This is a genomic window from Paenibacillus sp. FSL K6-1122 (genome assembly GCF_037977015.1).
GTDB classification, from domain to species: Bacteria; Bacillota; Bacilli; order Paenibacillales; family Paenibacillaceae; genus Paenibacillus; species Paenibacillus amylolyticus.
Map to the genome: position 1 here is coordinate 1827312 of NZ_CP150272.1, position 21374 is coordinate 1848685.

A 21374-nucleotide genomic window follows, 5' to 3' on the forward strand; every position below is an offset into this window, starting at 1 on the left:
TTAATCGTGGTTCTTTTATTTGGCAAACGAAAACTAATGGAAGTTGACCTAGTGTTCATAAAAAAGAAAATTTCCGAATTCCATTAGACACAAAATAGACACAAAATTAAGTAAACATTTTCCATATATGTTACGTTTATATAAATAGAGGGTTCAACATTTAGTTATCGCGAGAAAGCTGCTTGTATTCGTTAAATGACAGTGCAGATTCAGATTGTGATTAGAGAGATTTTCATGCTCTCTTTTACAATAAATATGCTTGTTAAATTATCAGGATGAAGGTGGACTTACTAAAAGCTCGAAGGTTCTATTTTATTTTAAAGATAGAACTTTTGAGACTCGTTCTTTAAAAGGGGGGCTTAGTTAATTTCACAAGGAAATTTAGTATGTTTTGTATTTCATCAAATGCTGAACAAATTTATACGGAGAGGTGAATATTTTGAAGAAACGTTGGATGGTAATGTTAACCTGTTTAATGGCTGCATTCCTCATTACAGCATCTGTAAAGGCAGCAAGCTCGGATTATTATAGCGGATCATGGGATACAACTAGTACAACCAGTTTAGGTATAGCAGTAGGGTCGAGTATGTCATCCAATTTAAGTTCGTTTCAAAGTTGGTATACCGGATGGAATGGTGTATCCTCCAAAGTAGGCTTGGCAAAGCCTTATGAACAATCAAGTCTAGATCAAACACCACACTTTGCAAGAATCAATATTATTGGAAAGAATCTTGGTTCTACAGGTAACTGGGCTGAAACCTGCAATTATAAATATAGTGTTATATGGGGTTACTCGTGTGATTGGAACGGATCTTGGAAAGACTCCATAATTGAATTCAATACCAACACGGATTCAAATACAAAAATAGGGTATTCGTTTCAGAGTGCTAATTTAAAGAAAAAAATATTCCTACACGAATTGGGACACTCATTAGGACTTAAACATCCAGATACTACTTCTAACGCCATAATGAAACAAGGGGATAATGGATACTATGTTGTACAGACCTATGATAAGTCAAATATAAAAGAGAAATATGGAAATTAAACTTTGGAGGTGCTGACGTGAAAAAGTGGATAATGGCAGGAGTTATAGCTGTGATGGGGGTTAGCATTTTTTTTGGATATAAGCATTTAAATGCACAAGAACTACGTCCAGATGCAGATTACCACAATTACGCTCTTTCTGAGGTAGAATCATTAGCTACTGTAATTGTGGAGGCTGATTGGGAAGAGGAAACGAATTCAATCGTTGAATTAGATCAAAAGGATAAGTATCCATTGGACACACGTACATTTTCAAATATAAAAGTGAAGAAAGTATACAAGGGTGAAGTGAAGGAGGGGGAGGAACTAAACGTAGTTGAATACTATGCCAAGTGGAGAGATGTGGCAGGTGCATATGTAAAATATCCAAATGAATTGTATCAACCTTTAACGTCGGGCAAAAACTATCTATTGTTTTTATATCAAAGTCCAGAGGAACCTTCAGGTTCATATGAGATCATCGGCAACCATCAGGGGAAATATGTTTACCCGGAAAGTCAAAGTAATATGAGTATTCAATCCACTAGTGATCTGGATATTGCCGAAAAAGATGAACATTATTCTGCCTTATATAACGAGGTAAGTGAAAAGTATTTTAAGTAGCACAATGGATATTATTTGAATTACAGAGGGCAAGCGACCCTGATCTACACTTAAAAACCCGAGCCGAAGCGTGAATAACTCGCTTCGGCTCGGGTTTTAATGCTCTACTTTTCCAAAATCCAATTCTTACTTCGCACTTACCGACTTAAACCAATCATTCACTTCTTGCGTGATCTGATCACCGCCATTGGATTTCCAGTTGGCGACGAATTGGTCAAAGGCATCAATTGGCAGATTGCCGTAGATGATTTTGTTGAAGGTTTCCATCTCGGACTGGCGGAGCAGGTTCCATTTGGATACCATGGTTGGTGTTGCAGCGCCAGTGAAATAGTTTTGTTTACGGACGTCGATCTGGGACATAACGACTTTACCTGCATACCAGTTTTCTGGTTTACGGAATTCGGCCATTTGTTTCTCGTAAGGTGTTTCAGGCTTCTCGCCGTTGGCCAGCTTCACGAGTGTTTTCATGTAAAGATCCGGGATACGTGCTGGGCCGGTCAGGAAAGGGAACTCGTTGGAGAAGTCTTTGATCTTCTCTTTGTCACTGGTCGGTTGTCCGTCAATGATATCCCAGTCATAACCTTTGGCGAAGCCGTATTCATACTCACTGCCCGCAGCCGGGTTAGCCAGGTTATCGAGCATGTAGTTGTAGTACAGGAAGATGGCTTCTGGATGCTTCGCATCCTTGTTGATCATGATACTTGCGTTGACACCAGAGTTCTGCCACTTCGTACCGATCTTGCCGTCTGGGCCAGCTGGAACAGGGTAAGCTTTATACTTTGAGCCAGGTACGTTCTTCAGCAGGTCAGGTGCAGGCCAGTCCGGTACCCAGTTTGCGCCAGGCAGAATGCCCGCTTTGCCAGCTGTCCAGCTTTCAGCGGATTTGCCTTCGTCCCACAGAGCGGAGTCAGCGTGGATATAACCTTTATCCATCCATTCAGCCAGCTTGGCAAGGGCTTGTTTGGCACCCGGGTTAACGGAGCCGTACTCGAGGTTGCCGTTTGCGTCTTTGTTCCATTGCTCCTCGATTGTGCCGTATGCACCGAACAACCAGTCGAGCTGACCCATCCAGGTGTTGGTGTTATTTTTCAGCGAGATCGCCAGAGGGAATACTTTGTCTGGAGACAGACCGTCCGGGTTTTCGTTTTTGAATTTGTCCATGATGTTCTCAAGGTCTGCGATGGTTTTCGGAGCTTCCAGGTTCAGCTTCTCCATCCAGTCCTCGCGGAGCCAGAGCAGTGTATCATCGTTATCGGTGTACTCCATGATCGGCATGTTGTATTTCTTGCCGTCCTTGGTGAACGGATACCACAGTTCAGGATGTGCTGCTGCGTGATCTTTCAGGGTCTGACTCGCGTACTTGTCGAACAACTCATCAATGGCGATGAATTGACCGGAGTCGATCAGCTGATTCGTCAGTACCGCATTGGTGGGTACGGTAACGAAATCAGGCAGTTTCTCGCCAGAGGCGATCGCCAGTTGCAGCTTTTGTCTGTATTGATCGTCATTGGCCGGATACCAAGTATCTTTATGTTTCATACCCAGCGTTTCGAGCATCCAGCGATCGTGCACGTTATTTTCTTTGGTATCTCCTTGCACGTATTTCTTCGGCATCAATACCGAACTGAACTCGATGGGTGGGTCATATTTTCCTTTAGCAAAAGCAGCTTCTGCTTCAGCTGAGCCGACAGTTCCCGGCGTATTATTACCATTGTCACTGCCTGTCTCGCCACTGCCGCACGCAGTGATCGTGATGAGCGCGATAACCATGAGCAGTGACCACCATGTTTTTTTGAATTTGATCATTGTTCAATCCCCCTACGGTGTATGATCTTTACAGTGTAACTGTACCAATTTGTGCGGGAGTGCATCTATATGAGTTTGTTAGTTTCGATAGGACTCTATTAGTGAATGTTCCAAAAGAACGTTTTTCTGTCATGTTATTTATGCTGGTCTCTATATTCCTGCGGCGTAACGCCGAATTGACGCTTGAACACTTTGATAAAATAAGCCGGGTCCATATAGCCAATCTCCATGCTGATTTCATATACTTTTTTGGTGGTCGTGACCAGCTTGTGACAGGCCCGATCCATGCGCAGGCGCGAGATATAATCACTGATGCCTTCGCCCGTTTCGATCTTATAGATCTTGGACAAATGGGTCGGGTGCAGATTGACATGGTCAGCGAGCACACGCAAAGACACATCCAGATGCAGGTTCTTATCTGTAAAATCCTGAATCTTCTTCACATACTCGGAACGGATGTCCTTGATCTCGTTGGACGTGCCTTCTTTGAGTTTGCCCAGCACACTGAGCGACCATTTCCGAAGTTTGCTGATGGTAGCGAAAACTTCTCCACTTTGCAAATCCTCGACATCATTTCCCATTAAAGTGGTCAGAGTCAGCTTGTTCCGGTGGGCAATATTGGTGAACGAAGCCGTAATAAGAAAACCAGCCTCCATGCAATGCTCCCATGATTCCGACCATTTCTCATCCAGCTCAGCGCAGACCGCGCGTATTTTCTCTTCGGCGGCATCCCACTGTCCGCTCTCTAGCAAACTAATAAAGGTGGGCGGGGTGTACAACACATCCAAGGGACCTTGCGCCGCAGGGGTCTCGACATCGCTGACACGCATGACAAATTCGCGTTCGTCTCCAACGATCTGCCGGAAATAGGCCGAGGCCTGACGGAAACGATCGTAAAGCTGATCCGGAAAGGTGAACCACTCGGTGATAACGATGGAGAGGGAGCCTTTCAGAAATTGTTTTACTTTGGATTGAAGCTGAATGGACAGCTTCTCCAGCATGGTTTCTTTCCCAATATCGCCTTTCCGATCTTTAAACTGAAGTAAGAACACGAGATATCCGTGCTCCTCCTTGACGCCCCACACTTCCATAAACTCACCCATAATCTCTTCCGCCATATTGATGATCGCATATTCGATCAGGGTCTGATCATTGCTGTCATAGTGTCCGAATTCTTCTTCCAAACGAACCAACATTAATGCGGCATCCCCGGTATGAAAGGGCAGATTGTAATTGGCGAGCTTCCGATCCCATTCGGCAGAGGCGATTCGTTGTCCCTGTAAAGCGCCTAGGAGCAGTCGTCCCCGCAAATGGGGGAGATTCTCTCGCAACGTAAACTGCGTTCGTGTCAGTGAACTGACAATTTCCCATTCGTTGTTCAATTGATCGATGGCCTTCTGAACAGCACCCATTAATTCATCGTCAGTTGGGGGCTTGAGCAGATAGTCCACGGCCTCGAACTGGATGGCTTTTTTGGCGTAATCAAATTCGGAATACCCGGATAACAGGATGCATTTTATTTTTTTGTCACGGATGCGAATGCGTTCGATCAGTTCAATACCTGTCATTTCAGGCATCTGAATGTCTGAGATCACGATATCGATGGGGTGAGTGTCGATCATTTGTAGTGCTTCGTGTGCTGAGTATGCTTTATGCACATGTTCGATCCCCAGCGTGTGCCAGGGCTTGGTCATGGACAGGTTATCGACCCAATGTGCTTCATCGTCTACGATCATCATTTGCATTATAATGTCTCCCTTGGTGGTTGAACTAAGGCATATTTACACTTGCCACTTCGATGACAGAACAACCTTCCGATCGCAGTTCAAGCCCCATTTTCTGACTTAATTGATATAAGGTTAAAATGGTGCTTGAAAGGCGAACACTTCGTTTCTTCAGGTTTTTTCTGCCCTCTGCGTTATCGTGTACGTGATCTTGTTCAAAATTAAATCGTCAATTTATTGTTTGTATTAACTTAAATTCGTATCGGTATTACCTTTATCGGAATCGGCGTCCTCTTTCGGTAACTCCCAGATGATTTCGGTTCGGAATCCGCCAAGTGGGGATGGGCCAAATAGGAGGTAGGAGTGACTGCCGAACAGGTGCGTGATTCGTTGGTGCGTATTCCAAAGGCCGCAGCCCATTTCTTCTTGTAAAGGTTCCTGCATCTTCAAGTTCAGCGCTTCGTACTGTTCCGGGCTTAAGCCTGGGCCGTCGTCGTCGATGTATATTCTGCCAAAACCATTCAAGCGCTCCCCGGTAATTCGAATTTCCCCGGATGAATAGGACTTCGCCACACCGTGAATCACGGAATTCTCGACCATCGGCTGAAGCATTAATCGCGGTACCGACTGGGCAAGCATATCCTCAGGGATATCGATGTGATACTCAATGCGACCATTGCGCAGCTTCTGGATATCCAGATAGTTGATCAGCAGCTTGATCTCTTCTTGTAGTGACGATGTCTCCCGTTCCATACGGGTGGTATAGCGATAATACGCACTTAGGTTATGTGCCATGGAGACGACGGCTTGCTCGTCCTTCATCTGGGCCATGTTGATGATATAACCAAGACAATTATATAGGAAATGCGGATTGATCTGCGCCTGTAATTGCTTCAGCGTAGCTTCTCTGGCTCTAATTTTCTCATGGAATACATTTTCGATCAGATCTTGAATCTGATGGGACATATCGTTGAATCGGCGGAACAGGAATGAGAACTCATTCTGGTTTTTGCTATGCAGTCGGACAGAATAGTCTCCTTGCTCTACACGACGTAAGCCTTTAATCAGCTTTTTGATCGGATATTGAACATTTCGGTACAGCAGGATTGAAGCAGAGATACCCACCACCAGCAGCAAAATCATACAGGTGTAGAACAGATTCTGACTCAGCGAGATGGGTTTCAAAATCTGATACAGTGGAATCACATCAACCAGATGCCAATCCAGATAAGTGGACTTCACGGAACTAACCAGATAGTTCCTACCGTTCAGCTCTACGACATCCTGTGTGGTATCTTCCGGAGAATGCGTGTCCAGATACTGAATGAGTTCTGCGGATAATTGCTTGTCCGCGCTGCGATTCAGAATGGGTGAATTTCCTTTGTGATACAAGAAAGGATCGCCTTGTCCGCCCGCTTTATACGTATCCAGCATATTTTGAATGTTCTCGTAGCTGAAGCTGGCTTCAATCACCAGGTTACTTCCCGTGAGCATCCCCGGCTGTGCCAATGAATCCGTATAGAACCAATAGAAGGAGTTCAGTTCGTCCTGTGATGCGGTACCCTGATCCCCATAGGTCCAACGTCCACTCATATTTTTTTTCAAATACTCTTCATCATATCCTGTCGTTTGGTTGTAGTTGGCTATGACATCCTTATTCTGCTGTGAATACACCGCATATCGGGTGGGCCATATATCCGTAACGCCGGTTTGCAGCGTCATTTTCTCTTGTATCACATAACGGGTCTGCATCCGGTCATACCGATCATCCCACATATTGAGGCCGTTGAATGCTCTGACATTGGGATCTCGGGAGAGAATCAGGCTGAAATCCATCATCTGGTTGATGCGGGAGTCGATCTGACTGGACAGAAACGTGAGCTGTTTTGTGTTGGAGATCTGCAGTTCTTTGCTGACGACATCATAGGTGACGTTATTCGAGTAGGTGTACATGATTAGAATGGGGATGAACAAGACCACAATTAACAAGTTTATTTTGGCAAAAAGACTGAATGGGGATCTGGTTTTACCTTGAAAAGGCATTAAGCGCTTCCATATATGCATGAAAAGTCTCCTTCTAATTCGTGTGTAAACAACCTCTTCTGATGATACCCTAACAAAACACTATCAAGCCTAACAATGTTATATAGCAGACCTCAGAATGGCTTGATACTATTTATATCAGAGAACCCGATCACACACAAAAACTTTTTTTGGGAACAGGAGAAGCGCTATGGAGGCTAAATTGGAGGGTAAGCGGATCCCGCAGGCAAACGTTGGGAACAAGCTGGATAAAAAGAGAAAAAAACGCTACAAACAGCCATGGATTCTGCACTTTATGGTGTTGCCGGCGGCCATTATGGTCTTTATATTTTCATACATTCCGATGTCCGGGATTTTGATGGCATTTCAAGATTATAAACCTGCACTGGGATTTTTCAATTCCGAATGGGTAGGACTGAAACACTTCAGGTACATGTGGGAAAATGATTATTTCCTGCAAATTACGTGGAACACGTTGTTCTTTGCCTGTTCCAAGATTGTCATGAACCTGATTATTCCGTTTGTATTCGCCTTATTACTTAATGAGGTACGGAAGATGGCGCTGAAAAGAACGATTCAAACGCTCGTGTATCTTCCTCACTTTCTGTCCTGGGTTACGCTATCAGGCATTCTGATCGACATTCTGGCCCAGACGGGTATTGTCAATCAGTTCCTGGTTTCGGTATTCGGCATCAAACCGATCTTCTTCCTGGGGGATGGCAGCTGGTTCCGATTCACAATTATTGCGAGTGATGTCTGGAAAGAGTTTGGATTCAACACAATCATCTTCCTCGCGGCACTGTCTGGCATTAACCCTGCACTTTATGAAGCAGCTGAAGTAGATGGGGCAGGACGCTGGAAGCAAACGATGTATATTACCATCCCGGCACTGATTCCCATTGGGATCGTAATCGCAACTTTGGCACTGGGTAATGTGCTTAACGCCAACTTTGACCAGATCTTTAACTTATATAGTCCGTTGATTTACCAACAAGGAGATATTATCGATACGTTTGTGTATAGAGAAGGTCTGCTTAGTGGACAGTTCAGTTTCGCTACCGCTGTGAATCTGTTCAAATCGGTCATCAGCCTGATCCTGATTGTGATCTCGTACCGACTGGCTTACCGATTCGCCGGATATCGAATTTTCTAGAAAGGATGACAAACGAATGTACCATAAAACGATGCCTTACCGCATATTCAGCATATTCAACAATGTGTTATTGACCATCCTTTCACTGCTCTGCTTGCTGCCTTTGTATCACTTGCTCATGGTATCACTTAGCGCATCTGCACCTGCAAATGCTGGTCTCGTAACGTTCTGGCCAATTGGATTTACACTGGAGGCGTATGCCAAGACGTTTGCCAATACCAACTTCCTCTCTTCCTTATGGGTATCTGTGGAGCGGACGGTACTTGGTACTGGACTTGCGTTAATCGTTAATACGATTGCAGCCTATGCACTTTCCAAAGAGACGCGGGTGTTCCGCGCACGTAACATCTATCTATGGTATTTTGTCATCACGATGCTGTTCAGCGGTGGCCTCATTCCGGGGTACATCCTGATTCTGAAGCTGGGACTGATGAATACATTGCTGGCCTTGATCCTGCCAGGATTGGTTGCGGTGTTTAACATTATCTTGCTGCTGAATTTCTTCCGTACCGTTCCGAAGGATCTGGAAGAAGCTGCATTTATCGATGGCGCAGGGCACTTTAAAACGTTTATCAAAATCTATCTGCCTGTCTCGGTACCCGTTATTGCAACGGTTTCGCTCTTCATGATGGTTGGGCATTGGAACGCATACTTTGACGGAATCATCTACATCCGTGATGCGGAGAAGCTGCCACTCGCGACATTCATGCAGACGATCATCGTGCAGGCCGATATGTCGAAGCTTGATCCAGAAGCGGTGAAGAACCTGTCCCAACGGACCATTCGGGCTTCGCAGATCTTTATCAGCGCGCTGCCGATCCTGCTTGTGTATCCGTTCCTGCAACGTTATTTTGTTACCGGGATCGTGGTTGGTGCTGTTAAGGAGTAGTTGAATGTAGGGGTTAGGATAGGGTTTGAAAAAGGAGTCACTGAACTGGGGAAGGCCAGGGAGGTGGCTTCTTTTTGGTGTATGGATAAAGAACGTTGCACATATGTAGTGTATTACCTTTATTTGAATAAAATGGTACGATGATAGCTGATTGAAAGTTATCTTTATTATTCATATCAGAGGGTGTGTACGAAGTGAAAAAAATGATAATCGTTACTCTTGCTTTGTCGTTAGTAAGCGCTTCTCTTGCTTTTGCAGCGACAAGCGCACCACAGAAGATAAGTATATTTTTGAATGGAAAAGAACTAAAGACCAGGGCAGGGACAGAAGTCAAAATAATTGAAAATCATGCTTATATCCCGGCCAGTGTTCTTCGTGATGCAAGATTTGCGGTAGAGTATAAGAACTCCAAGCTTAATCTAGTGAATAGCTATTCTCATTACACCAAAAATTTAATAGAGATGCATCTTTCCAATCATGAATTCACAAGCAAATTCAACAAGATCGAGCAAGAAGTGGTTGATGTTCTTAGTAAAGTAATATTAGAAGAGCAAGTTGACATTTCCAGATTACAGCAGTTAATAAAGGAAGCCGAATCTAAGGGCTGGATCCGTCCAGAGGTATTTACTCCAGTACAAGACTATAATTCCTTTGATTTTTCTGATGCGGGTTATAGTGTGGAGGCATATAAAAAAGCAAGTATTGAGTTAATAGCCTATGTTCATACCGGGGACAAGGAAAGATTAAAGTCTTTCCACGAAGAGAGAAAAAAGGCGCTTGAGTATTACGATTCTTACACATATATGTATGATCGTATTTTTAAATTGAGCTATATTAGTGCAACAAAATAGAATGAAAATAGTAATGATGATGAGTGCGGGAGGGAATTCAAAATGGAATTTAGAGGAATAACTTGGGATAATTTTATCGAATGTATTGAACTTAAAGTCACTCCAGACCAACAAAGATTCATATCCTCGAACCAACATGCACTTGCTGAAGCGTACGTTGCCTCAGATGAGGGGCAGATTATTATTACTTTTGCAGTCTATAAGGAAGACAATATGGTAGGTTTTATTTCGATGTACTATGATGACGGGGATGGCAATTTTGAATATAGCAGTTATGGCATCTTCAAGATGATGATTGACCAGCGATACCAAGGTAAGGGATATGGTAAAGAAATGGTAGTAAAAGCAATTGAGTATGCGAGGACATTTCCACGTGGAAAAGCCAAAGTTGTAGAACTCACCTACAAACCTGAAAATGTAGTTGCGAAGAAAATTTATGACTCTCTTGGTTTTATTCAAACAGGTGAAATGTTGGCATGTGGTGAAGTGCAGGCGGTATTAACTTTGTAATTGTCCGTTACAGCTTCAATCCTGCTCTTTCTTCATGAAATTTACACCTTGATTTGGGCTATTCAAATCACCTATTTCCGAATCGGGCGAATTCCAAATTGAGAGAGGATGAATACGATGATGGATCAAAACTTGAAACAAGCAATAGTCAGGGGAGAAACTTCGCTAGGCATTGAATTTGGATCCACACGAATCAAAGCTGTACTCATGGATCACCATTTTAATACCATCTGTTCAAGCAGTTATGAGTGGGAAAATCAATTGATTGGCGGTTACTGGACTTACCATATCGATGAAATGATTCATGGGTTGCAACAAACTTATCATCAATTAAAGCAAGAGATTGAAAAAAATTATGGTGTAACGATACAAAAAATTGGCTCAATCGGATGTTCTGCTATGATGCAGGGTTATATTGCACTTGATCAAAATGGGGAGTTATTGGTTCCGTTTCGTACATGGCGTAATGCCACAACGGGGAAGGCTGCATCAGAGCTAACCGAGAAATTCCAGTTTAAAATTCCAGAGCGCTGGAGCATCGCACATTTGTATCAAGCGATTTTGAACGGAGAAGAGCATGTTACGAACATCAATTATATTACGACGTTATCGGGTTACATACATCGGCTGTTAACTGGCAGTAAAGCTATTGGTATAGGGGATGCCTCAGGTATGTTCCCAATTGATGAATCCACACTGGAATACCATGAAGATATGTTGAAGAAGTTTGACGATATAATTGCCGACAAAGGCTACACGTGGAATCTTAAAGATATTTTACCTAAAGTGTACACTGCAGGTGAACATGCCGGATATCTTAGTGAAGCTGGTGCCCGACTGTTAGATCCCTCAGGTAACTTGGAATCCACTATTCCACTGTGTCCTCCGGAAGGCGATGCTGGAACAGGGATGGTCGCTACAAATAGCGTCCAAAAACGTACGGGTAACATTTCCGTAGGTACATCGATTTTTGCCATGATTGTATTAGATAAAAAGCTATCTACGGTATACCCTGAGATTGACATCGTGACTACACCTGATGGCAATCCTGTGGCTATGGTTCTTGCTAATAACTGCTCCAGCGATATTAATGCCTGGGTCGACTTGTTCCGTGAGTTTTATGAGGCGATGGGACAGAAACCCGATATGAACCAGTTATTCAGTGTGTTGTTCAATGAAGCACTGAAAGCTGACGCTGATGGCGGTGGCTTACTGAGCTATGGCTACTATTCAGGCGAGAATATTACAGGAATTGCAAAAGGTCGTCCGTTGTTTGTACGTTCTCCAGAGAGCCGTTTCAATCTGGCAAACTTTATGAGAGTCCATCTGTTTGCTGCATTTGCTGCACTAAGGCTCGGGCTGGATATTCTCACACAGAAGGAGTACGTAACGATTGAGCACATTTGGGCGCATGGCGGATTGTTCAAAACCCCACTAGTCGCTCAAAAAATATGCGCATCCGCACTGAATATTCCCGTGTCGGTCATGTCTACCGCTGGTGAAGGCGGCGCATGGGGAATGGCTATTTTGGCTTCCTACATGGTTAATAAGCAGCAGCACGAGGGTTTGGCGGAGTACCTTACTACTAAGGTGTTTATTGATGCAGAAGGACAAGAGATTTCTCCAAATAGCGCGGATGTGAATGGATTTGCCTTGTTCATGGAGCGTTACACAGAAGGACTGGCCATTGAGCAGTCAGCGGTAGATCATTTCGTGGAAAATGGGAAAAAAGCCTGAGATGTAATCATATTTCTTGAACAGAGGAAATTGGAACGAAGCCCGTTGCCTACACTATGATGCCCTGTTATAATTTCGATATATCTATCGTATTGGGGGTTATGACGTGGCAATATGGATAATGCCGGATTGCTCGTTCGCTAGAAAGCCTTACGCAAAGCCTGAATAGGGGCGGACTTTGTGTAGGGCGCGACAAAAATGAGATTGTTTGCCCTGGAATCAACATCAACATAATGTTACATCCCGCAGGCTTTGCACCTTATTTGTTCTTCCAATAAAAATAAGGGGCTGAACGCCATGCAAACACCATTTATTCAGAATCATCAATTTAATTATATTCAAAAACAAGCTGATTTCCTGCTTAAAACGCTACGCTCGGTTGTGGATCCCAAAGTATTGGAAACCGTCCGTTATACGGTCGGCACCAATGCGGTGAGCATCTTCGATGAACTCACTTCGGAGCAGAAGCAACTGCTGGAGCAGTTATCCACGTATGAGACGACACATGAATTGCAGACGTATCTGAACCAGCTCGAATCATATCTGATTCCATATCCGCAAGTATCAGCGAAGCAGATTCAGAAGCTTTTTCCAAAGGCCAAGAAGCTCAAAGTGCCCGATCTCGAATCCATCGATTACGCACACACAACCTATCTGAGATGGACTGACATTGCGACGAGCCGTTTGTTCATCGTGTACCCGTACGAAGGCAGATTCCTCGGTATTGAGGGACGGATTACACCTACGAACAAAAAGGGGTACTGCATGTTCTGTCATCGTCATCAGGAGCTCGGATTCTTCAACGTGAAGACCAAGGCTCATTCGCCGGATAACTTTTCTTCCATTGCCCAGTACGTATGCATGGATAACACAGCTTGCAACCATAGTATTACCGATATCACTATGCTGGAGAAGTTTCTTCTCTCGACAGTAAAATAATGCAAGACACACAGGCAGGGTCGCTCTTCGGAGCGACCTTTTTGCCGTGTTCAAGTATAGTAATCCGCTATTGAACGTACCACAAAACTTCAGAATTCATATTCGGGTCATACCTTTTTTCTCATACGATCATGAAGTCGGAATATCGTTGGCATAGTTCAGTCCCAAGTGATGTGCATGGTTCAGCAGTGCCTCATAATGCTCAGGCTTGGATTCCAACGTTTCATATAAGTACTCAACCCTCGATTGGGACACGCCGCAGTAATCGGCAATCCCCACATTGAGCAGGTTGGCGATCGATTGACCATAGTTGCGCTTCTGCATCTGTTCTTCCGTCACACCCGAAAGAGCGATCCACAATATCTGCTGATGAGAGAGCTTGTTCGCGCCGTAGGCAAATCCGTTGTTCATGACACGATCCACATAACCTTTCAACATGGCTGGCAGATGCCACCACCAGAGAGGAAACACAAAAGCCACAGCATCGTGTTTCTTCAACCGCTTCATCTCCGTTTCAACCTCAGGCGAGAACACCTGATTTTCTTGGGTATAGTCTGGTTCATCCATCTCTCGGAGAATTGGGTCGAAGCCAATCCCATGCAAATCCAATATCTCATAACCGTGACCGGCATCGGTAAGACCCTGTGCAAAACGTTGAGCTACCTGAAAGGTCAAGGAGTCTTTTCTTGGGTGGGATACTACAACGAGTACGTTCATCTTATCTTTCACTACCTTTCTGGATTGCAGTCTTGTAGCCATAAATCAGTGGCTGATGCTATTATAAACAGGTATGAAAACATCTGGAAGTACGCACTTTGATGTTCTATAGGAAGAATGAAGTGCCATAGGAACATCAAAGTACCCTAAATGAATGCCTTGAAATAGATTTGAATAATGGAAAAAATAGCAGAAAAAAAGATCATGCTTCACCTTGATAGCCTATTTATGGAGGGGTTCAAAAATGACAGAACATGGAGAAACGAGTGCTCCAAAAAAATATAAAGTAGGCGTGGAAGCGGCCTTGGAAGTAATGGGTGGGAAGTGGAAGCCTTTGATTATTTATCATTTGATGACCGGACGGAAACGCACGTCGGAGCTTCGGCGGTTAATACCGGACATTACGCAAAAGATGCTGACAACACAGCTCAGAGGACTTGAAAAGGATGAGATCATACAGCGCAAGGTATATTCAGAGGTACCTCCCAAAGTGGAATATGAGTTGACGGACTACGGCTGGGGACTCAAGCCTGCCCTGGACCATTTGTGTTATTGGGGAGAAGAGCATTTGGATAAAATCCACGGAGATAAGTTTAAAGTTTTGGAGGACTTCGATTCTGAAGAGAAGGGGGCGAGAAATTGAATGGTGCGGAGCACGTGAAACAGGTAGTCCCTATTCGTTGTGAAGGCGTGGCTGTAGTTCTGTTGAAGAAAAGCCTCGATCAATACCGTGTACTGATGCTAAAGCGGGCTGGTCGTATGTTGCATAACGAGTGGTGTTATGTTGGCGGCGGGATAGAAAAGGGCGAGAAGGCATGGGAAGCTGCACTCAGAGAAGTTCATGAGGAAACAGGTATTACGGAAGTCCGGTTGTATTCTGCCAATCAATTCGAACAATATTATTCACCCATGGGGGAGTATATCTATACCGCTCCCGTATTCGTAGGATATGTGGATGAAAGCCAGGTTGTCCGGTTAAATCATGAACATACCGAGTACCAATGGATGACGTTTGACGAAGCTAAAGAAAATGCGGCATTGCCTGGGATTGATAACATTTTGGATTTTGTTGAAAAGCATTTTGCCAGAAAAGCCCCTTCCGAGTGGCTTCGGATTAATGAAGAGAATAATTAGGAGGTGGAACTCATCACATACAAGACGATTTATCCAAGAGCATGGTTGAGCCTATTATGTATGTTGGTCATTGAAGCTATGTTTTTCAGAAATATTATTTATGATGAAAATGGTATTATGAAGTACTTCCTGATCGTTATATTGACCTTTATTCTCGGTTATATCGTTTTTCTGCTCTGGCGTTTGTTTTTCACTAAACCCAGTATTACGCTGGAAAGCGATCATGTGATTTCTATGAAACATCAGAGATATGATGCATCTCAGATTGAGTGTATTTATATGAATTACAGACGGATTGGCATCAAACTCTATGGTAAACGGTTAGTACCGATGGATCTATGTTTTTACTTTCAACGAGGTCAGGAATCCGCAGGCGTAGAAGCTGTGCATGAATGGGCGGCGCGAAACGACAAAGAGATCAAACATAAATTTTTTCAAACCGTGGGGTAGAACAGTGTTTGTGAATATAAGGAATCGTTAGGGCTGAAGATTTTGGAGGCGTAGCGATGCAAACAATAGAGCAGTTTCTAACGAGATCAGGTCTATGCTTCAATAGCAAAGTAGATTCTATAAATCAGCAGGAGAGATGCATATGAAATATCTAACAAAAGAATGGTATGAGCTTTGTCAGCAGACACATCTTCATTTTGGTTTAAGAGTACATAACGGAGCTAACGAGTCAGATGAGAATCTATTTTTAAGGCTGTATAAAAGAAAGGAAAAAGCACATGTGAAGCAGGAGCGAGAGCTATATAACTTGGACCCACGTTTCATGCTGGAGCATGATGGACAGGTGCTCACTCGCCTAGACAAAGCTTTCGGTGAGGAAGAAGTGACAGAAGAGGATCAGATCGTTTATCACATGCCTCCGGAAGAACGAGCGCATATCGAGAAACTCATTATAGAATATGATGTGCGACCTCCTTTTGATGAGAAGAGATGCAAGGAAGAGTACAAAGAATCGATGGAGTCGAGTTTTCAATACAAGGCGGAACATTTGCCACAGGAAATCGTTGAACAAATTGCGGATATTCGTGTGTTTACTTTGGGATATTGCACGAGAGAGATGCTACAGCAATTGAAGAAACAGAGTGCGCACAATTGGAGACGTGTGGAACGCATATCGAAAGAATTTAGAGAAGTGATGACGGCACAGGATATTTCCGATGAAATACATGGGCGGATTCAATACCATGATTGTACAGTAACAGAACTGCTGACAGGGGATGAAGTGGTCATTCGTTTTGACACTCGTGGGGGCTTCACCAACATAAATAAACTTACGCTGGTTGCACCCGAAATCATCAAGCAAGACGGTGGGGTTGTAGGCAGTTACTGGCTGTATCAAGAGCTGTATCGAATCGATAACGGATATGAGCTTCATGTTCTATTTGATGGAGAGCATATGCCTGAATTGATTGTTCGCTGTGCTGATATTCTTGCCGAAGAGGAGTAAGATACAGTAATGCTAAGCAAGAGTCGTCAATTTGGTGAAATAAGTGTACACCACGAATTCTACCGAAAAGTGACGACTCTGATGAGAAAGGTAAATATACAATCCGGTGTATCTTGTAATCGATTTGAAGCATGTATAACACGTATCATCGTTTTGCGAGTATATTAATCCCGTCATCCAATTGTCCTGATAGTGATAGAACATCATAATAGATCCATTTTTCCGAATCAATGGTTTGCACTTTACCTTGACGGACAGCGGACAACTGCCTCCATACAGGGTTCTGCTGCAGTTGCGTATAGGTTAGGGCAGCTTCGGCCCCATAGACAATGACAAATAACCGGTCTGCTTCATATTGCCAGAGCTGTTCGACTTCTACTTTTCTACCATACTGGTTAGGGTGCTCTACAAGCAAATGTTGAACAAGTGGCGGTGGTTGCAAGCCGAAGGAACGGTACATAATCTCGCCCGCATTCCGGTCTCCCAGCACATATATTTCTGACCCTTCAATCAGGAGCAGGCCAACGGTCTCATCCTTACTTACATAATTTTTGATTTGCTGGTGTGCCATTTCACGCTTCAATTCGTAATCGTCAATCCAGCTCTTTGCTTGTTTCTCCATCCCAAACACATCACCAATAGCTTGTAAATGTTCCGTGGCATGGAGATCCATCCAAGGGATTGTCACCAGGGGAGCGATATGCTCCAGTTGTTGTTGTGTTTCATAGTCTAGCGTGTCACAACTGATAATAAGATCCGGTTTCAGAGCTTTCATTCTGTCATAATAAAAGATCGATTTGTCTCCAATGTTTGGAATGTTCACTCCTAAACGCCCAGCATAATAACCCAAATGATAGGCAGGTGCGCCAATCGGTTTGATGCCAAGTGCCAGTAGTGCACATACATAACTCATCGACATGATTTTGTACTGTCTCGTGTTCACATATACTCGCGGCGGGACGCCTGTGATCTGCTTAAAGCGACGGTTAAAATAATAACTGTCCCGATAACCGACCTGTTCTGCAATTTCAGCAAGCGGTTGTCTGGAAACGATCAGCAGTTCCTTTGCCCTGCGTATACGAAGCGTTGATATATATTCATGAGGCGTTACGCCAGTGATTTGTTTGAACAAATGAATAAATTGCTTGACACCAATCCCGGCCTGTTCAGCCAATTGTTTCATGCTAATCTCTTCATTAAAATGGTCTTTCAAAAATAAAACGCTCTGTTCCACCGCTTGCAAAGATGTTACGGTTTCAGATTTAATTATATTTTGCTTAAGTAATGTATGCATCCATTTCTGGAAACGGAAATGGTAGCTCAGCTGTTCTTCTTCGCTCTCAGGATGCTTCAGGGCAATTAGCTTGCGCAGCACTGCAAGTGTACGAACAAAAGGAGCAATGGTAATTTTGCTATTCGCGAAAGGATGCCGCATATCTTTGTCAGGCAGAGCAGAAATGATGTCAAAGGTTACACCAAAATAATGCATGTCTTTCTTTTCTACAGCTGAACTGACGATAAGCTTATCGCCAGGAGAGACTGCATAACAATCACCAGTGACAGCATGGTAACAATTGTCGTCTATATATATGCTGCCTGAACCTTTAGATACAACAATCAGCCTGTAACTCAGACTAACGTCGGGAAGTAGCTGATGCGTAGTGTTAATTGTTACGGATTCAATATCAACAAACCTAAAAAAATAGGAATGAAAGGCAGTAGGAGGGTGGGGGGAGTTGCTATGCGCAGTACGATTGTTCATGAAGTCACAGATTCCTCCTGCATACAATGAGAATTATTATCATTATATTAAATGACAAAGAAGAAGCTAGTCAACCATCAGGTGAGCTAGCTTCTTCTTTGTCATTGGTTATTAGTCAGGAATGATCGCCTTCATGACATCTTGCATTTTCTTCTCATAAGCGAGTGGACCATTTGTGATCCATACATCACCACGGACTTCATAGACATGACCTTGTTTAACCGCGGGGATTGTCTTCCATAACTTGCTTTCTTTAAGCTCCGTAGCCTGTTCTTCTCGTCCTTCATCTACAGCGAGGAAAATATAGTCTGCATCGATCTGTGGAATAGTTTCCATCGAGATGGCTTGAATATCCATATCCTCTCCCCATGCCAACTTGCGTACAATCGGGGCAGGCTCTAATCCAAAGTCGCCATATAATGCTGTGCCTACTTGACCTCCGGGACCTCCATATAATCGCATTTCTTTACTGGCATGAATGCGAATCATAGCTGCTGTTTTGCCTTTAGCGGCGACCTGTAATTGCTCCTTGGCAAGCTTCGTTTCTGCTTCACGCTTTTTGATTACGTCTTGTGCTCGTTCTGTCTTTCCGAGTAGATCAGCTACAGTAAGCAAGTTCTTTTTCCAGTTCTGCGGGTATTGAATTTCACTACCTGTAAATACATAGGTGGGAGCAATTTTAGACAATTTCTCATACGTACCGCCATCTGCCCAACCTTGGAAGCCCAGAATAATGAGATCTGGCTGCGCCGCCATGATTGCTTCAAAGTTAAATGCAGCTGTGTCGAGCTTCGGTACATCTTTTAAATAATCCTCAAGATAGGTCTGGTAATAGGTTCCGCTTGAGTATTGCATGATTGGTTTAACACCAAGAGCACTCATCTCGTCTTCGACGAATAATCCAAGAACGCGCTGAGGCTCAGCAGGTACTTCGATTTTCCCAAGGATATGCTCCACAGTACGCGGCCCCCTAGGTGTATCTTCAGATGATGCCGGTGTTTGTTCTGTCTGTACCGCCCCAGCCTCTTCCTTCACAGTTCCCCCGCCGCATGCAGTAAGTACGAAGATAAGCACAAAGATCATGCTAATTATAGAAAAGCCTTTTCTAGTAAATGTCATTCATCTGCCACTCCTTCTACTGATATCTATTCTCATTTAGGTGCTTTGCTTATCTTAAGTAGCAGGACGGATTAATTCAATGGACTTTTGAGTAAAAATGATCCTTTTTCGAAATATGTCTTAAATGTACATTTAACAAGAGACGGTTCGTTAATGAATTAAAAAAGCATATTTCCTTTAGTTTAAACTCGATAAAATGGTACTATTAACCAATGATCGTTGTGCTGACATTCTCATAGTGGAAGACTGAGAGAGCTCAAGAGGCAAAATAGGAGGGAATGTAGTGAAGATTAGCACCTTAGAAACCAAATTAGCTTCAAGATACAATGAGTTCGATCCTGAACAGGATGGGAATAAAAATACGAAGTTCTCTGACATTATTATTGATGGTACATCGCTCTATCAAAGGCTTCTTATTGATTATTTTTTACTTAAGAAATCACATGAATCCATGTATTATAGATATCCCATTTTAGTGTGTCCTTGGTGTGGGGATGAAGAGTGTGGATTTATTTCTGTAAAGATTGATAGGGAAGAGGATATTGTGATCTGGAGAGATTTCATATTGAACGACAAGAACCTACAGGTAGGCCCGTTTTATTTTGGTTGGGAAAATTATAAACAGGCCATCGAAAATACTTTTGGTACGGCAGGAATTCAGTAAGGAAAAAGGAGGATGAAGGAAATAGAGATGGAATGGACCACCAGTACGTTTGGTTATTTATCTACTCCCGTATTTGTCGTGGGCTTTGCATGTTACTTCTTTCCTGATTTTCTATACAAAATATTTGTCCTGATGAGATATCGAGAAATTAAACCGAATTACGAGTTTGAAGATAACCCACCTAATAGTGATATCCCTAAACATATCGAAATAATATTAAAAGTACTAGGCACCATAATGGTTATATTAGGGATGATATGGTTTTGGTTTTCGAAAGAGTTTTATGACTTATTATTTTGACAGCAAGGAGTTGGACACCATTTTTGAATTTATCTGGACTGTAGTGATCTCAATTATAAGTTTAATTGTCGTTCTTATCTTTGCTGCAATTGTACGTTATGCGATAGATTCATCCAAGACATCGCAAAAGCTGGATGTATTAATCAAAGAAGTACACTATCTGAAAACTGAAATTAAAAAATTGCAACACCATAAGCAGCAAGATGGTAGCAAGCATATTATTGACGAGAAAGTATAGATGAACGACAAGACTTGAAATTTTTCTGAGAAGGGAACGGACCTTGATGAAACCACAGGGGAACGTACAAGCTGTTTTTATAGACAGAGATGGAACAATTGGTGGTACAGGTCATTTTATTCATCCGAGAGTTTTCAGATTATACCCCAATGCTCAAGAAGCAATTATGCATTTAAAGCGAGAAGGAATTATGGTACTGGCTTTTACGAATCAATATCGAATCTCACGTGGAGAAGCAAGTGTTGAGGATTTTGAAGAGCAATTTCGTGAGTATGGATTCGATCACTCCTATATATGTCCGCATGAGCAAGAATGCAGTTGCAGAAAGCCTAAACCCGGAATGTTATTACAGGCCTCCGAGGAACACGGTCTGGATTTATCCAAATGCATAGTTATTGGAGATGTAGGAGATACAGACATGCTTGCTGCCCATGCCGTAGGAGCGACCAAGATTATGGTGAGAACAGGGTGGGGGGAATCTTCACTAACCAAATTCAGAGACAAATGGACGGAGACCGAACCTGATTATATCGCAGAGGATATTTGGGATGCCGTACAATGGATCATTCATGGAAGAGAATTCAGAGAATAATTTTTAGCTCCAACCAAGAAGAACGAGCCCATTTTGAAAGATAATTCAACCCACTGTGCAACTGGAATTCAAACACATCTTATGTTCACC

21 protein-coding genes are annotated in these 21374 nt (G+C 43.2%); 15 read left to right on the forward strand and 6 right to left on the reverse strand.

The window, feature by feature from the left end; translation table 11 throughout:
- Positions 1-439: 439 nt before the first annotated feature.
- Together NSQ20_RS08100 and NSQ20_RS08105 are read left to right on the forward strand one after the other, a co-directional pair.
- A complete protein-coding gene (locus tag NSQ20_RS08100) occupies positions 440-1048 on the forward strand; it encodes a hypothetical protein (protein WP_051449644.1) in 609 nt (202 codons plus the stop codon).
- A gap of 17 nt (positions 1049-1065) precedes the next feature.
- Complete coding sequence (locus NSQ20_RS08105; protein WP_143781017.1) at positions 1066-1650, forward strand: hypothetical protein; 585 nt, start codon at positions 1066-1068, stop codon at positions 1648-1650.
- A gap of 126 nt (positions 1651-1776) precedes the next feature.
- On the opposite strand, the gene NSQ20_RS08110 is transcribed toward NSQ20_RS08105, so the two are convergent.
- The 3 genes from NSQ20_RS08110 to NSQ20_RS08120 all read right to left on the reverse strand — a co-directional run bounded on the left by NSQ20_RS08110 (position 1777) and on the right by NSQ20_RS08120 (position 7244).
- A complete protein-coding gene (locus NSQ20_RS08110; protein ID WP_076318196.1) occupies positions 1777-3456 on the reverse strand; it encodes an ABC transporter substrate-binding protein in 1680 nt (559 codons plus the stop codon).
- Between the two features lie 134 nt (positions 3457-3590).
- Positions 3591-5201, reverse strand: coding sequence for a response regulator (locus NSQ20_RS08115; protein WP_340032235.1), 1611 nt, complete (start codon positions 5199-5201; stop codon positions 3591-3593).
- A gap of 225 nt (positions 5202-5426) precedes the next feature.
- The gene (locus NSQ20_RS08120; protein WP_340032236.1) at positions 5427-7244 is read right to left on the reverse strand and encodes a histidine kinase; all 1818 of its coding nucleotides are present in this window, start codon (positions 7242-7244) and stop codon (positions 5427-5429) included.
- A 274-nt stretch (positions 7245-7518) separates the two neighbouring features.
- On the opposite strand from NSQ20_RS08120, the gene NSQ20_RS08125 reads away from it, so the two are divergent.
- The 6 genes from NSQ20_RS08125 to NSQ20_RS08150 all read left to right on the forward strand — a co-directional run bounded on the left by NSQ20_RS08125 (position 7519) and on the right by NSQ20_RS08150 (position 13302).
- Positions 7519-8376: an ABC transporter permease subunit gene (locus NSQ20_RS08125; RefSeq protein WP_179087181.1), complete on the forward strand. Its 858-nt coding sequence runs from the start codon at positions 7519-7521 to the stop codon at positions 8374-8376.
- Positions 8377-8392: 16 nt separating this feature from the next.
- The gene (locus tag NSQ20_RS08130; RefSeq protein WP_017689839.1) at positions 8393-9265 is read left to right on the forward strand and encodes a carbohydrate ABC transporter permease; all 873 of its coding nucleotides are present in this window, start codon (positions 8393-8395) and stop codon (positions 9263-9265) included.
- A gap of 194 nt (positions 9266-9459) precedes the next feature.
- Positions 9460-10116 carry a hypothetical protein gene (locus tag NSQ20_RS08135; RefSeq protein ID WP_340032237.1) on the forward strand — a complete coding sequence of 219 codons (657 nt, stop codon included), beginning with the start codon at positions 9460-9462 and terminating at the stop codon, positions 10114-10116.
- A gap of 42 nt (positions 10117-10158) precedes the next feature.
- Positions 10159-10626 (forward strand): GNAT family N-acetyltransferase, encoded by a 468-nt coding sequence (locus NSQ20_RS08140; protein WP_076327175.1) that lies wholly within the window; start codon positions 10159-10161, stop codon positions 10624-10626.
- 120 nt (positions 10627-10746) lie between these two features.
- Positions 10747-12363 (forward strand): FGGY-family carbohydrate kinase, encoded by a 1617-nt coding sequence (locus tag NSQ20_RS08145; RefSeq protein ID WP_340033007.1) that lies wholly within the window; start codon positions 10747-10749, stop codon positions 12361-12363.
- A gap of 297 nt (positions 12364-12660) precedes the next feature.
- Positions 12661-13302: an elongation factor G-binding protein gene (locus NSQ20_RS08150; protein ID WP_036610511.1), complete on the forward strand. Its 642-nt coding sequence runs from the start codon at positions 12661-12663 to the stop codon at positions 13300-13302.
- Positions 13303-13431: 129 nt separating this feature from the next.
- Here NSQ20_RS08150 and NSQ20_RS08155 read toward each other — a convergent pair whose 3' ends face one another.
- Positions 13432-14019 (reverse strand): NAD(P)H oxidoreductase, encoded by a 588-nt coding sequence (locus tag NSQ20_RS08155; RefSeq protein ID WP_340033008.1) that lies wholly within the window; start codon positions 14017-14019, stop codon positions 13432-13434.
- Between the two features lie 244 nt (positions 14020-14263).
- Here NSQ20_RS08155 and NSQ20_RS08160 point away from each other — a divergent pair, with 244 nt between their 5' ends.
- The 4 genes from NSQ20_RS08160 (at position 14264) to NSQ20_RS08175 (ending at position 16609) form a co-directional block, all read left to right on the forward strand.
- A complete protein-coding gene (locus NSQ20_RS08160; RefSeq protein ID WP_036610505.1) occupies positions 14264-14662 on the forward strand; it encodes a helix-turn-helix domain-containing protein in 399 nt (132 codons plus the stop codon).
- Positions 14659-15153, forward strand: coding sequence for an NUDIX domain-containing protein (locus NSQ20_RS08165; protein WP_083684651.1), 495 nt, complete (start codon positions 14659-14661; stop codon positions 15151-15153). Before NSQ20_RS08160 ends, NSQ20_RS08165 begins: the two co-directional genes overlap by 4 nt.
- 60 nt (positions 15154-15213) lie before the next feature.
- The gene (locus NSQ20_RS08170; protein ID WP_144029839.1) at positions 15214-15603 is read left to right on the forward strand and encodes a hypothetical protein; all 390 of its coding nucleotides are present in this window, start codon (positions 15214-15216) and stop codon (positions 15601-15603) included.
- A 142-nt stretch (positions 15604-15745) separates the two neighbouring features.
- Positions 15746-16609, forward strand: a complete 864-nt coding sequence (locus tag NSQ20_RS08175) for a DUF4085 family protein (protein WP_340032238.1) — start codon at positions 15746-15748, stop codon at positions 16607-16609.
- A 145-nt stretch (positions 16610-16754) separates the two neighbouring features.
- Here the strand turns inward: NSQ20_RS08175 and NSQ20_RS08180 are convergent, their stop codons facing one another.
- Together NSQ20_RS08180 and NSQ20_RS08185 are read right to left on the reverse strand one after the other, a co-directional pair.
- On the reverse strand, positions 16755-18371 hold the full coding sequence (locus NSQ20_RS08180) for an AraC family transcriptional regulator (protein WP_340032239.1): 1617 nt from the start codon (positions 18369-18371) through the stop codon (positions 16755-16757).
- A gap of 111 nt (positions 18372-18482) precedes the next feature.
- Positions 18483-19490 (reverse strand): ABC transporter substrate-binding protein, encoded by a 1008-nt coding sequence (locus NSQ20_RS08185; RefSeq protein ID WP_340032240.1) that lies wholly within the window; start codon positions 19488-19490, stop codon positions 18483-18485.
- A gap of 283 nt (positions 19491-19773) precedes the next feature.
- On the opposite strand from NSQ20_RS08185, the gene NSQ20_RS08190 reads away from it, so the two are divergent.
- From NSQ20_RS08190 to NSQ20_RS08200, 3 genes are all read left to right on the forward strand, one after another.
- Complete coding sequence (locus tag NSQ20_RS08190; protein WP_340032241.1) at positions 19774-20154, forward strand: oxidoreductase; 381 nt, start codon at positions 19774-19776, stop codon at positions 20152-20154.
- Positions 20155-20166: 12 nt separating this feature from the next.
- Positions 20167-20454: a hypothetical protein gene (locus tag NSQ20_RS08195; protein ID WP_340032242.1), complete on the forward strand. Its 288-nt coding sequence runs from the start codon at positions 20167-20169 to the stop codon at positions 20452-20454.
- A 284-nt stretch (positions 20455-20738) separates the two neighbouring features.
- Positions 20739-21284 carry an HAD-IIIA family hydrolase gene (locus NSQ20_RS08200; RefSeq protein ID WP_340033009.1) on the forward strand — a complete coding sequence of 182 codons (546 nt, stop codon included), beginning with the start codon at positions 20739-20741 and terminating at the stop codon, positions 21282-21284.
- The last annotated feature ends 90 nt before the right edge of the window (positions 21285-21374 follow it).